Here is a 12,868-nt window from a genome sequence, read left to right on the forward strand (position 1 = left end):
TCAGACGTCATTGCGTCACACGCATTTGCCGATCTTACACGGAACATGCGCTTCGCGAAAGATAATTTCGCCCACCCTCATGCTCGCAGAATCTCTGACAGCCCGATCAGCGCTTGTTTGTCCGCGGGCCGGCAGGTACTGCCCCCCTAATCACCGGAGCGTATCATGCACTGCGGTCACCAAGGGTTCGGGAACGTCATGGCGCAAAATTCACTGATCTACAAAGTCGAGCTGTCGGTCTCTGATATGGATCGCCATTATTACGAAACGCACAAGCTTACTGTGGCCAAACATCCGTCTGAAACAGATGAACGATTGATGGTGCGTCTGTTGGCCTATGCGTTGAATGCCCACGAACATCTGGAGATGACCAAAGGTCTGTCCACCGACAGCGAACCTGATATCTGGCAAAAAAGCCTCTCCGACGAGATCGACGTTTGGGTTGCCCTTGGTTTGCCCAGCGAAAAGATCATCCGCCAGTCCTGCAACAAGGCCGAGCGGGTGATCCTATACCCTTATGGCGGCAAAACCGCAGAGGTCTGGTGGGATAAGACCCGCAACGGCACAGCGCGGTTTGACAATCTTGTGGTGGTCAATCTGGCAGAGGGCGACACAGCCGCGCTCGCAAAACTTGCCAGCCGCGCGATGAAGCTGGAGGTCCATATTCAGGATGGTGATGTGATGGTCAGCGTGGATGATAGCGTTGTCTACCTTACGCCGACGCTTTGGAAAGACGCCGCCTGACGCGCCACTGCGGCACCTGTCACCCCGTTTCATCGCCTCGTATCGGTACTCAAGTTTAAACAGATTTCACACCCCTATGGGGTGCTTCCGCACGTGCAACAGCTTTGCACATAAAAACACTTGGCATCCCCGGTTTGCCCGCTACCTTGATCCTCAACTTCCGCACGATCATCGAAAGCCACATCAAGGAGCCTGCATCCCATGACGAATTTCCTTCGCACATCCGTATCCGCCGCGACCCTCACCGCCGCGCTTGCCACCTCGGCAGCTGCTGACATCACCGTATCTTCCAAGATCGACACCGAAGGCGGGCTGTTGGGCAATGTCATTGCGCTTGCCCTCGAAGACGCGGGCCTGCCAGTCGAGCGTCGTTTGCAGTTGGGCGGCACGCAAGTTGTCCGCGAGGCGCTGCTGTCCGGTCAGATCGACATTTACCCCGAATACACGGGCAACGCGGCGTTCTTTTTCAACGAGGCTGAAAGCGACGTCTGGAAAGACGCCAAAGCCGGCCATGCCCGCGCCGCTGAACTGGACGCCGACCAAAACGACGTGACATGGCTGACCTCTGCCCCTGCGAATAACACATGGGCAATTGCTGTCACCGGTCCCGTAGCTGACGAAAATGCCCTCAAAACCATGTCCGATTTTGGCGCGTGGGTGGCGCAGGGCGGCACGGTCAAACTGGCCGCCTCCACCGAATTTGTGTCGTCCCCCGCGGTGCTGCCGGCCATGCAAGACACCTATGGGTTTGAACTGACGTCGGATCAGACGGTTATTCTGTCAGGTGGCGATACGGCTGCGACTATCCAAGCCGCAGCGCGCGGTACGTCGGGAGTGAATGCAGCGATGGTCTATGGCACCGATGGCGGTGTCGGTGCAACGGGCCTTGTGGTGATGGAAGACGACAAAGGCGTGCAGCCCGTCTATGAACCCGCCCCGATCATCCGCGCCGAGGTGCTGGCGGAATACCCGTCCATCCCCGAAGTGCTGAACCCGATCTTTGAAGGGCTGGATATGGCGACGTTGCAAAAGCTGAACGGTCGCATCCAAGTCGGTGGCGAACCGGCAGAGGCCGTGGCGCGTGATTACCTCACCCAAGCCGGGGTGCTGGACTGATCCGCGGCACAGTAACCTTGCAGGCCCCTCCGGTGCGGTTTTCTGCGCCGGGGGTTCTGTTTGCTATTCTGGGGGGCGCAGCACTGCTGGCCCCCTTTATGACATTGGCCGCGAACCGCATTGTCGCGGGCGACGCGGTTCCGATCTGGTCGGTGGTGCCGCCAGGACAGACAGCGCTTGGTCTGGGGGCAGTCTTGCTTGGCCTCGCACTGGGTGTGCCTGCGGGGCGTGCTGGCGTTCGGATGGTGGGTCCGATGATCGGGCTGGCCGGTCTGCTGTGGCTTGTCATTCAAGGCGCACCTGTGCTGCTGGATGGCGCTGGCGATTATGCGCGTGTCTCTCCGGCGGCGGGGTTCTGGTGTCTGCTGGTAATCTTTGCCCTGCTCATGGCCGATGCGATCACAGCGCTGAAACCGGGGCCCTACCAGCGTGCACTGTTGTTGGCCGCCGCGGTGGCAGCTTTGGCAGCGGTGCTGGGATCAGGCGTGTTGTCGCCGCTGTCCGTCATGCAGGAATTCTCTGCCCGCCGCGACGCTTTCGCCAGCGAGGCAACCCGTCACCTTTGGCTGGCCTTTGGCTCGCTTGGGATGGCTGGTATTATCGGTTTTCCACTCGGCGTGCTGGGTCACCGCAAGCCCGCCCTACGCGGCGCGATCCTGCCGGTGCTGAGCTTTCTACAAACCATCCCCTCGCTCGCTATGTTCGGGCTGATGATCCCCCTGCTCGGTTGGGTTGGTGCCACGGTGCCCGGTGCACGTAGCCTTGGGATTGCAGGCATCGGATTTGCCCCTGCTTTCGTGGCGCTCGTCCTCTATTCTCTGCTGCCTGTGGTCGGCAACACCGTGGCCGGTCTGGCCGCAACGCCCGCACAGGCGCAGGACGCCGCACGCGGGATAGGAATGACAGCGGGGCAGCGGTTATGGCGCGTTGAACTGGCCATCGGCCTGCCTGTGATCCTGACTGGTCTGCGCATCGTGCTGGTGCAAAACATCGGGCTCGCGGTGATTGCGGGGCTGATCGGCGGCGGCGGCTTTGGGACTTTCGTTTTCCAGGGGCTGAACCAGACCGCCACTGATCTGATCTTGCTCGGCGCGCTGCCCACAGTCGCGCTGGCCCTGACGGCGGCCATTGTAATGGATATTCTGGTCGACCTGACCCGACGCCTCCCCAAGGAGACCCCATGATAGAGATCGACAATATCACCAAGATCTACGACAGCGCCCGCGCCGTCGATGGCGTGTCGATGACCATTGATACCGGCACGATCACGGTCATCGTGGGCACCTCAGGCTCGGGCAAGACAACGCTGCTGCGGCTGATCAACCGGCTGGAAGAACCCACCTCGGGCGAGGTGCGGATCAACGGGCAATCAACGCTGGACGTCAAACCGCATATCCTGCGGCGACGGATCGGATATGCCATTCAGGGGCACGGGCTGTTCCCGCATCACACGGTCGCGCGCAACATCGGCGCGGTGCCGCAACTGCTGGGCTGGTCGCGCGACAAGATCGACGCCCGCGTGGACGAACTGCTTGATCTCTTTTCCATGGCCCCACAGGATTTCCGCAACCGGTATCCATCAGAGCTGTCTGGCGGGCAGCAGCAACGCGTGGGCGTCGCACGCGCGCTGGCCTCGCGCCCTGATCTGATCCTGATGGACGAACCTTTCGGCGCGCTTGACCCGATCATCCGCACCCGTGCGCAAGAGGACCTGCGCCGCATCCAGCAGGCGCTCGGCTCAACGATCATTCTTGTGACCCATGATATGGAGGAAGCCATTCGTCTGGGCGACCGCGTGGCCGTGATGGATGGGGGCAAGCTGGTGCAATACGCAACCCCTGCGGATATTATCACCCATCCTGCGACCGATTTCGTCGCCGATATGGTCGGTGATGTCGAACGCCCCCTGCGGCTGCTTTCCCTCACCCCTCTGGCGGATGTGATAGAGGACGGCCCCGCCAGTGGCACGCCCCTGCCCCCCGATGCCAATCTGCGCGACGCGCTGTCGGCATGCCTGTGGACCGGCCGCAGCGCGGTGCCGGTCAGCGACCATGGCAAGGTGATCGGCCGCGTGACGCTGGACGCGATCCGCGCCCGCGCCGAGGTACACGCATGACAGCGGGCAATCTGCTGCGTCTTGGGTTGCTGGGTCTGCTGCTCGCACTGGTCCTGCAACCTAACTGGTTCACGCCGCTCTTTGCGCCGCTGGCCCCTGCGGGCGGTCCGGTGATCTATGCGCGCAGCTCTCTGCTGTCGCTCTCGCTCAGCCATTTGGGGCTGGTTGCCCTTGCCTCCGTCGCGGCGACGCTGGTGGCGGTGACGTTGGCGATCTTTGTCACCCGTCCCGTCGGCGCGTCTTTCCTGCCGCTGTCGCGCACGATCACCAACATCGGTCAGACCTTTCCCCCCGTCGCCGTGTTGGCGCTGGCCGTGCCCGCCTTGGGCTTCGGGTCGGGGCCGACGCTGGTGGCGCTTTTCCTCTATGGCCTGCTGCCGATATTTGAAAACGCGATCACCGCCCTATCAACCCTGCCCCCCGCCACGATGGAGGCCGCACGCGGCATGGGTCTGAACCGCTGGCAACGCCTGTGGCGCGTGGAGCTTCCGCTTGCCCTGCCCGTGATCCTGACCGGCATCCGACTGTCTGTCGTCATCGCCCTTGGCACAGCGACGATCGGGTCCACCGTTGCCGCACGCACGTTGGGCGAGGTGATCATCGCTGGCTTGCTGACCAATAACACCGCTTACGTGCTGCAAGGCGGGCTGATCGTGGGGCTCTTTGCGGTGCTGATCTATGACGCGATGGCGCAGCTTGAACGCTATCTCGCCGCGCGCATGGGGGGCTGATCTGCGCCGCGAACCCACCCGAGTGGAAGCTTGCCGATACCACCCCCGCGCAATTGCGGCCCCTGCTCAAGACTTGTATCAATCGCCTATGATCCGACAGCTTGCCCCCTTTCTCCTCACCCTCTGGGCCGCGCCCCTTACGGCGCACCCCCATGTCTTTATTGACACGCAGCTTGCCCTTGTCGCCGATGACCAAGGACAGCTGACCCATGTGCGCGTGACATGGCAATATGACGCGCTCTATTCGCTGCTGGTGACCGAGGATATGGGCCTTGATGCTGACGGTGATGGCACCCTAACCAAGGCGGAGCTTGCCGCTTTGAACGGCTTTGACATGCGTTGGGTTGACGGGTTCAACGGCGACCTGGTGGTCAGCACCGCGGCGGCAAACATTCCGCTTTCCGGTCCATCCGAGATTGCGACGCAATTCGACGCCGGACAGATCACCACCTCGCATCTGCGTGCGCTTGAGACGCCTGTTTCAGCCGGCACAGCGATCACGATCAAACCCTATGATGCGACCTACTACACCGCCTACGACATCACGACTAAAATAGACATCGCGCAGGCTCCGAGCTGCCGCGCCCGTGTCGAAATGCCGAACGTCAGCGCCACAATGGAGGCGCTGCAACAGCAGCTTGCCCAGCTTGATGCCCAAAGCGATCCGGCGGACGCAGGCCTACCGGATATTGGCGCGCAGATGGCCCCCACGGTGAACGTCTTATGCGCCGCGCCCTGACGGTTATCGCGTCCGCCGCGGTGATCGCCCTCGCCGCGCTGTGGTGGACTGGCGGGTTCGACCAGCTGGCGCAGTGGGCCGCGACCCATCAACGGGAGTTTCAAAACAGCATCGCACTATCGCTGCGGGCCGTGCGCGCAGGCCAGCCAGAGGCAGTGACTGCGCTGCTATCGGCCTGTTTTGCCTATGGCGTCGTGCATGCCGCTGGCCCTGGTCACGGCAAGGTGCTGATCGGCGGTTATGGCGCGGCCAAAGCGGTGCCGATGTTGCGCCTGTCGGTGATCGCGCTGCTGTCGTCGCTGGGTCAGGCCGTTACGGCGGTGGCGCTGGTCTATACCGGCGTGACCCTTTTGCAGTTGGGCCGCGAGCGTATGATTTCGCTGACAGAGGCGATTATGGCTCCGGTGAGCTATGGCGCGATTGCCTGTGTTGGGCTGTGGCTGTTCTGGCGTGGGCTGCGCCATTTCCGCGCGACAATGCCCGCGTCGCAGGGGGACCATGACCACTCTCACGATCACGATGGCATCTGCGCCACCTGCGGCCACGCGCATGGGCCGACGGCAGAACAGGTGCAAAATGCGACCAGCTTGCGGGAAACGCTTGTGCTGATCGCCTCTATCGCGATCCGCCCCTGCACCGGCGCGTTGTTTGTACTGATTATCACGCTTCAGATGGGGATTGCGGGTGTCGGCATTGCGGGCGCATTCGCGATGGCATTCGGCACAGCGACCATCACCATCGCCGTGGGACTAGGCGCCGGCGCACTGCGCGGTGGCGTGTTGGCAGGCTGGGCAAGCGTCCCGCGGGCGGCCCAGATTGCGGCTGTGATTGAACTTGCAGCGGGGCTGTGCGTGGCGCTGCTGGCGGGCGGGCTACTGCTTCGGTCACTCTGATTTTAGCTGCTCGACAAGCAGGGCGGTTAAAACTATCTATAATTTATGAACCAGCCAAAACCAGAAACACACTCCGCCCGGATCGCACGTATTCTGGCGGACCGTATCATCTCGGGGCAGCTGCCCCCAGGAGCGCATTTGCGCCAAGACCACATTGCGCAGGAGTTCGGCGCAAGCCACGTCCCCGTACGTGAAGCCTTTCGTCTACTAGAAACCCAAACACTTGCAGAAAGCCTTCCAAGACGCGGATTTCGCGTCACTTTTTTCGATATGGCAGAGCTGCGCGAGGTCGCCGAGATGCGCGCCAGCCTCGAAGCGCTTGCGCTGCGGCACGCCGCCCCCAATATGACGCCAGATATCCTCGTCAAGGCTCACAAAGCCAACTTACAGGGCGACACAGCCCAGGATGTACATGAATGGGAGGCGGCAAATCGTTGTTTTCACAGAACAATTCTTGAACCTTGTCAAATGCCGCGCCTGATGCGGTCGATCGACGATCTGCAAGCCGCAAGCGCACGGTTCATTCTGCGTGCATGGCGCACAAACTGGGAATCCCGCACCGATCACGACCACCGAAAAATCCTAGAAGCCCTGCGCAAAGGCCAGGTCGATCTGGCCTGTTCGACGCTTTCTCGGCACGTCGGTTGGATCGGAAAGCGTTCCCGCACTCTAAAAAATCAAGCTGGAACAGACAGTTCTGAATTTTTCAGATAATTATCTATAATTTGAATTGCCCTGCGACGCTGCATTCTTCCTACTGTGATTGAAATGTAAAAAGCTATCGTCGGAGGAAACCAGATGGCACTTGCGATCACATCCCTACCCCGTAACCCGTCTCTCGCGCAGGGGCTTGGCCTCGCACTTGCAGGGGCTGCGCTCATCACGTTGGGGGCCAAAATTCAGATTCCGTTCTGGCCTGTACCCATGACGTTGCACACGCTGTCCGTATTCCTTGTCGCCCTCACTCTGGGCCCACGTCTGGGGCTGGCGGCGATGGCGGCCTATCTTGGAGCCGGTGCAGCGGGGCTTCCGGTGTTCTCTGGCACCCCTGAACGCGGTATCGGGCTCAGCTATATGGTCGGGCCGACGGGCGGCTACCTGCTGGGCTACCTTGTGGCGGCGGGGTTGACCGGCTGGCTGGCGATGGGGCGCGGCTGGATCGGGCGGGTGCTGGCGATGCTGGCGGGTCTTGCGGTTGTCTATGCGGGTGGTCTGGCGTGGCTGTCGCTGTTCGTGCCCGCCCCCAAGCTGCTCGCCGCAGGTCTGACGCCCTTTTTGTTGGGTGACCTGATCAAGGTCCTGCTGGCAGCGACACTGATGTCGGGACTGTCCCGTCTGAAAGGGCGCGATCAATGATCCGCACAGACTGGACAGTAACCGAAGCGGCAACCATCCACGCGCTGCCCTTCCCCGAGCTCATGCACCGTGCGCAAACCTTGCACCGTGCACATTTTGACCCCACCGCGATCGAAACCGCCAGCCTGCTCAGCATCAAGACCGGCGGCTGTCCCGAAGATTGCGGCTATTGCTCGCAGTCAGCGCATTATGACACCGGCGTCAAAGCGACCAAGCTGATGGGCGCGGACGAAGTCATCGCCGCCGCCAAACGCGCTAAAGACGCAGGCGCGCAGCGGTTCTGCATGGGCGCTGCATGGCGCAGCCCCAAGGACCGCGATATGGACAAGCTGACCGATATGGTGCGCGGCGTGGCTGATCTGGGGCTTGAAACCTGCATGACGTTGGGGATGCTGTCCCCCGAACAGGTGAGCAAGCTCAAAGACGCGGGACTGGATTTCTACAACCACAACATCGATACCTCGCCCGAATATTACGCCGAGATCGCATCGACCCGCACGATGGAAGACCGCCTTGAAACCGTCGAGCATGTGCGCAAGGGCGGGATCAAGGTCTGCTGCGGCGGTATCCTTGGCATGGGCGAGGCAGAGGCGGACCGGATCAGCATGCTCGTCACCCTCGCGACACTGCCCAGCCACCCAGACAGTGTGCCGGTAAACTTGTGGAACGCGGTCAAAGGCGTGCCGGTGCAGGGGAAATCCGAAAAGGTCGATCCTTTTGCGCTGGTCCGGTTGATCGCTTTGGCGCGTATCCTCATGCCCGCATCGGTCGTGCGCCTGTCCGCCGGCCGCACCGGAATGAGCGACGAGCTGCAATCGCTGTGCTTTCTTGCGGGGGCTAATTCGATCTTTGTGGGCAACCAGTTGCTGACCACCGAAAACCCCGCCACGTGGAAGGACAACGACCTACTGCAACGGCTCGGCATGCATGTGGCACCGGCCAAGCCTGCCTCCAGTTCGGCCACAATCGTAGTGCAGTAGATCCGCCCCTTACACGTGCAAAAGCCCGGCCTGAAATCCTCGGGCCGGGCTTTTGCATGTCGCGCCTCGGCTCAAGCTTAGGCGAAGATGATCACCGACTGCATGCCGTCTGCGACCATATTTCCATCCGTGTTCCAGACGCGCATCACCTGAGAGCTGTAACCGCCGCTACCGGCGGTTAGCTGTGTCTCCATCATATACCAGCCGTCGCGGGTATTGGCGTGATCGGATAGCAGGTTGATGATCCAGTTCATTGACGAGTTCGGCCCCGGTCGCGTCATCATCGGGAAGGCCGCAGGGGGCAGCACGTCGCCGATGGCGATCAGCCCCTCGAGCGTGCCCCACATCGCCGGATCGCGGTGCCGTGCCCAGATCCTGACATAGCCGCGATCGGACCCTGAAAATGGCAGACTGCCCTCGATCAGCTTGACCTCGAAGTTGACAAAGAACCGCACCGGCGGGCGCTTTAGCGCAGGCGGGAAATAGGATGGCGTGTCGTCGGGCCCTTGGGGGGCTGCGGGGGCGGTATGGCCCACGTTCAACTGACTTTCCTGCGCATGCCCGAAAGAAAACGTGCCCGTCGCGGCGACCTTGCCGTCGATCTCGGCGCGGGTGGCGATGGTGGTGATATTACGCCCTTCGCGCAGCACCTCTGAGTGGATCGTGGGGGCCTGTGACACGGGCGCAGTAAAGTTGATCAGGGCAGACCGGAGCGCGGGCAATTCAGGACGGTCCCGACGGGCAGCATTGACCAGCAACGCACCGGTAAACCCGCCAAAAGCCGTACGCCCCTGCGCCCAATTCTCTGGCACCTGATAGCGCGGCGCGGTGCCGTCTTGCTCTGCTGTGGCCAATACCTCGGCCAGGGTCACATCTGTCATGTCGGGTCCTTTATACATCTGTCACCGCGCGCGGGCGCGCTGTTCTCCAATCGATGCCCGCAAAGCCAAGGGCGCGCAAGGCACCTTGCCCCCGAAACGCCACGTCACCAAGAACGCACCCCCGCGGCAAAAAACCTTTGGCGGGATCGAATAGAGGTGTTGACGCCTGATCTGTATTTCACATATTCATGAAATATGGAAACACTACTCACAGATCGACTCGCCACCCTTAGCCACCCGCAGCGGCTGGCCGTGTTTCGCTTACTGATGCGGCGCTATCCCGATGCCTTGCCTGCGGGGGAAATCGCGCAGGTGCTGGCGCTGAAATCCAGCACGGCGTCGGTATATCTGTCGGCGCTGACGCAGGTCGGTCTGATTACGCAGCGGCGCGACGGGACGCGGCTGCTGTACACTGTCAACCTTGATGCGGCGGGCGAGGTCGTATCGGGGTTGTTCGTGGATTGTTGTCGGGGGCGCGCTGATCTCTGCCCGCCCCCGTTCTCTGACCTCATTAACAGGACGCAGATGATGACCCAGACAAAATTCAACGTGCTTTTCGTATGTACCGGAAATTCCGCCCGCTCCATCTTTGCAGAGACGATCCTGCGTGGCATGGCCGGCGACCGGTTTACCGCCTATTCCGCGGGCACCCTGCCCCGGTCCGAGCTTAACCCCCTTGCCGTCGAGATGCTGCACGCCAAGGGCCACTGTATCGACGCGCTGCGGTCCAAACATATTTCCGAATTCCAGACCGACGATGCGCCGCAGATGGATTTCGTCTTTACCGTCTGTGACCATGCCGCGAACGAGGAATGCCCCACCTGGCCCGGCCAGCCTGTGTCAGGCCATTGGGGTATGCCCGATCCAGTCAAAGCCGAAGGGACAGAGGCCGAACGCCGGCTGGCCTTCCAACAGACATATGGCGCGCTGCACAACCGGCTGCTGGCCTTTACCGCCCTGCCTTTCGAAGCGCTGGACCGCGCTGCCTTGCAAAAACGGGTCGATGCCATCGGGGCCGACCCAGTGACCACAGGATAAACCACCATGACAACCTATGCTTTGAACGGCCTTGGCCGCATCGGAAAACTCGCCCTGCGGCCCTTGCTGGAACAGGGGGCCAAGATCGCCTTTATCAACGACGCGGTTGGCGACCCCGAGATGCACGCCCATCTGTTGGAGTTTGATTCCGTCCACGGGCGCTGGCCCGCGACCTTCAGCGCAGAGGATAACGCCATCACCATTGATGGCACGCGTATTCCAGTGACCAGCACCAAGTCGATCAAGGACCTGCCGCTGGACGGCGTGGACGTGGTGATCGATTGCACCGGCGCGTTCAAGACCGAGGCCAAGCTCGCCCCCTATTTCAAAGCGGGCGTAAAAAAGGTCGTTGTCTCAGCGCCGGTTAAAGACGGCCCAACGGCGAATATCGTTTATGGCGTCAACGACGATACCTATGACCCCACAGACCACACCATCGTCACTGCGGCGAGCTGCACCACCAACTGCCTTGCCCCCGTTGTCAAAGTCCTGCTGGAAGGCATCGGGATCAAACACGGGTCAATCACCACGATCCATGATGTGACCAACACACAAACCATCGTGGACCGTCCCGCCAAGGACATGCGCCGGGCGCGATCAGCGCTGACCAACCTGATCCCCACCACCACGGGATCAGCCACGGCGATCACGCTGATCTACCCTGAACTGACCGGCAAGCTGAACGGCCACGCCGTGCGGGTGCCGCTGCTGAACGCGTCGATCACCGATTGCGTATTCGAGCTGGAGCGTGAGACCACCGTGGAAGAGGTCAACGCCCTGTTCAAAACCGCCGCCGAGGGGCCGTTGAAGGGCATTCTGGGCTATGAGGAACGCCCGCTCGTGTCGTCGGATTACACCAATGACACCCGCAGCGGGATTATTGATGCGCCATCGACGATGGTGGTGAATGGCACGCAGGTCAAAGTCTATGCGTGGTACGACAACGAAATGGGCTATGCTCACCGTCTGGTGGATGTGGCGCTGATGGTGGGCGGCAAGCTGTGACACGACCTGCTGGATTTACCGCCTATATTGCCGTCACAGCCGCTTATTGGGCGTTTATGCTGACCGACGGGGCACTGCGGATGCTGGTGCTTCTGCATTTTCACACGCTGGGGTTCTCTCCGGTGCAGCTGGCCTATCTGTTTGTGTTGTACGAGATCGCAGGTGTCGTGACCAACCTGTCGGCGGGCTGGATCGCGGCGCGCTTTGGACTGACCTCGACACTTTATGCGGGGCTGTCGTTGCAGGTTATCGCCCTGCTGGCGCTGACGCAGCTTGATCCGGCATGGAGCGTGACTGCCTCCGTCGTGTTTGTGATGCTGGTGCAGGGGCTGTCGGGTGTGGCCAAGGATCTGGCCAAGATGAGCTCTAAATCCGCGGTCAAGCTGTTGGCCCCCACCACGGGGGGCGGGTTGTTTCGCTGGGTCGCTCTGCTGACCGGATCGAAGAACGCGGTCAAGGGCGCGGGCTTTCTGCTGGGTGCGGGGATGCTGGCCTTGCTCGGGTTTGTGCCGTCGACGCTGGTGATGGCCGCGATCCTGTTCGTGATCCTGATCGGCGTGATCATCGGTATGCCCGCGGGCCTGCCCGTGGGGCGCAAGGACGCCAAGTTCACCGAAGTGCTGTCGAAGAACCGCAATATCAACTGGCTCAGCGCCGCGCGGCTGTTTCTGTTCGGGGCGCGCGACGTGTGGTTTGTCGTGGGCATCCCGATCTATTTCTACGCGGTGCTGTCTGATGGCAGCGTCGAAAGCAAGCGCGACGCCTTCTTTATGATCGGCAGCTTTATGGCGGTGTGGACGATTCTTTATGGTGCCGTGCAAGGCTGGGCCCCGAGGATTCTGCAGGCCGCAAGCCGAACCGAGGGTGAGACACTCACCCAAGCCCGTCACTGGAACCTCGCGCTTGTGGTCGTGCCTGCCCTGCTTGCCGCGCTGGTCTGGATCACGCCTGCACCTTCCGCCACGCTGACGCTCACGATTGTCACCGGCTTACTGATCTTCGGGGCGATCTTTGCGGTGAATTCAGCCCTGCACTCCTATCTGATCCTCAGCTTTACGGATGCAAAGCGGGTCACGATGGATGTGGGGTTCTACTATATGGCCAATGCGGCCGGACGTTTGGTGGGCACGCTGCTGTCGGGGTTCACCTACCAGATTGGCGGGCTGGCGCTTTGTCTGGCAACTGCAGCGGTTATGTTGGCGCTGAGCGCCTTTGGGACGGCACAGCTGCGCCCGACCCAAACCTCATAAGGGACGGCGCGCGAGGTCA

The 12,868-nt window shown here is 61.5% G+C and carries 14 protein-coding genes; 13 read left to right on the top strand and 1 reads right to left on the bottom strand.

Annotated elements, in window-relative coordinates; all coding sequences use genetic code 11:
• Positions 1 to 198 precede the first annotated feature (198 nt).
• The 10 genes from GLP52_RS05250 (at position 199) to bioB (ending at position 8,675) form a co-directional block, all read left to right on the top strand.
• On the top strand, positions 199 to 744 hold the full coding sequence (locus tag GLP52_RS05250) for a YaeQ family protein (RefSeq protein WP_237272655.1): 546 nt from the start codon (positions 199 to 201) through the stop codon (positions 742 to 744).
• A gap of 201 nt (positions 745 to 945) precedes the next feature.
• The gene (osmF, locus tag GLP52_RS05255; RefSeq protein WP_237271767.1) at positions 946 to 1,860 is read left to right on the top strand and encodes a glycine betaine ABC transporter substrate-binding protein OsmF; all 915 of its coding nucleotides are present in this window, start codon (positions 946 to 948) and stop codon (positions 1,858 to 1,860) included.
• Positions 1,861 to 1,892: 32 nt separating this feature from the next.
• Entirely contained in the window at positions 1,893 to 3,044 is a 1,152-nt protein-coding gene (locus tag GLP52_RS05260) for an ABC transporter permease (RefSeq protein WP_237271768.1), read from the top strand.
• Positions 3,041 to 3,976: an ABC transporter ATP-binding protein gene (locus GLP52_RS05265; protein ID WP_237271769.1), complete on the top strand. Its 936-nt coding sequence runs from the start codon at positions 3,041 to 3,043 to the stop codon at positions 3,974 to 3,976. Before GLP52_RS05260 ends, GLP52_RS05265 begins: the two co-directional genes overlap by 4 nt.
• Complete coding sequence (locus tag GLP52_RS05270; RefSeq protein ID WP_237271770.1) at positions 3,973 to 4,707, top strand: ABC transporter permease; 735 nt, start codon at positions 3,973 to 3,975, stop codon at positions 4,705 to 4,707. The genes GLP52_RS05265 and GLP52_RS05270 overlap by 4 nt, the downstream gene beginning before the upstream one ends.
• A gap of 88 nt (positions 4,708 to 4,795) precedes the next feature.
• Positions 4,796 to 5,446: a DUF1007 family protein gene (locus GLP52_RS05275; protein ID WP_237271771.1), complete on the top strand. Its 651-nt coding sequence runs from the start codon at positions 4,796 to 4,798 to the stop codon at positions 5,444 to 5,446.
• Positions 5,431 to 6,339 (top strand): nickel/cobalt transporter, encoded by a 909-nt coding sequence (locus GLP52_RS05280; RefSeq protein ID WP_093732991.1) that lies wholly within the window; start codon positions 5,431 to 5,433, stop codon positions 6,337 to 6,339. The genes GLP52_RS05275 and GLP52_RS05280 overlap by 16 nt, the downstream gene beginning before the upstream one ends.
• A gap of 45 nt (positions 6,340 to 6,384) precedes the next feature.
• Positions 6,385 to 7,053, top strand: coding sequence for a GntR family transcriptional regulator (locus tag GLP52_RS05285; protein ID WP_093732992.1), 669 nt, complete (start codon positions 6,385 to 6,387; stop codon positions 7,051 to 7,053).
• Between the two features lie 84 nt (positions 7,054 to 7,137).
• Positions 7,138 to 7,695 carry a biotin transporter BioY gene (locus tag GLP52_RS05290; protein WP_093732993.1) on the top strand — a complete coding sequence of 186 codons (558 nt, stop codon included), beginning with the start codon at positions 7,138 to 7,140 and terminating at the stop codon, positions 7,693 to 7,695.
• The gene (gene bioB / locus GLP52_RS05295) at positions 7,692 to 8,675 is read left to right on the top strand and encodes a biotin synthase BioB (protein ID WP_237271772.1); all 984 of its coding nucleotides are present in this window, start codon (positions 7,692 to 7,694) and stop codon (positions 8,673 to 8,675) included. The genes GLP52_RS05290 and bioB overlap by 4 nt, the downstream gene beginning before the upstream one ends.
• A gap of 77 nt (positions 8,676 to 8,752) precedes the next feature.
• Here the strand turns inward: bioB and GLP52_RS05300 are convergent, their stop codons facing one another.
• Positions 8,753 to 9,556 carry a thioesterase family protein gene (locus GLP52_RS05300; RefSeq protein WP_237271773.1) on the bottom strand — a complete coding sequence of 268 codons (804 nt, stop codon included), beginning with the start codon at positions 9,554 to 9,556 and terminating at the stop codon, positions 8,753 to 8,755.
• A gap of 195 nt (positions 9,557 to 9,751) precedes the next feature.
• Between GLP52_RS05300 and GLP52_RS05305 the strand changes: the two genes are divergently transcribed.
• The 3 genes from GLP52_RS05305 to arsJ are packed head-to-tail and all read left to right on the top strand — an operon-like array spanning position 9,752 to position 12,849.
• Positions 9,752 to 10,594: an arsenate reductase/protein-tyrosine-phosphatase family protein gene (locus GLP52_RS05305; protein WP_237271774.1), complete on the top strand. Its 843-nt coding sequence runs from the start codon at positions 9,752 to 9,754 to the stop codon at positions 10,592 to 10,594.
• A gap of 6 nt (positions 10,595 to 10,600) precedes the next feature.
• Positions 10,601 to 11,599, top strand: coding sequence for an ArsJ-associated glyceraldehyde-3-phosphate dehydrogenase (locus tag GLP52_RS05310; protein ID WP_093732997.1), 999 nt, complete (start codon positions 10,601 to 10,603; stop codon positions 11,597 to 11,599).
• On the top strand, positions 11,596 to 12,849 hold the full coding sequence (arsJ, locus tag GLP52_RS05315; protein WP_093732998.1) for an organoarsenical effux MFS transporter ArsJ: 1,254 nt from the start codon (positions 11,596 to 11,598) through the stop codon (positions 12,847 to 12,849). The genes GLP52_RS05310 and arsJ overlap by 4 nt, the downstream gene beginning before the upstream one ends.
• Positions 12,850 to 12,868 lie beyond the last annotated feature (19 nt).

Source organism: Sulfitobacter sp. M22, assembly GCF_021736025.1.
Classification (GTDB): Bacteria; Pseudomonadota; Alphaproteobacteria; order Rhodobacterales; family Rhodobacteraceae; genus Sulfitobacter; species Sulfitobacter litoralis.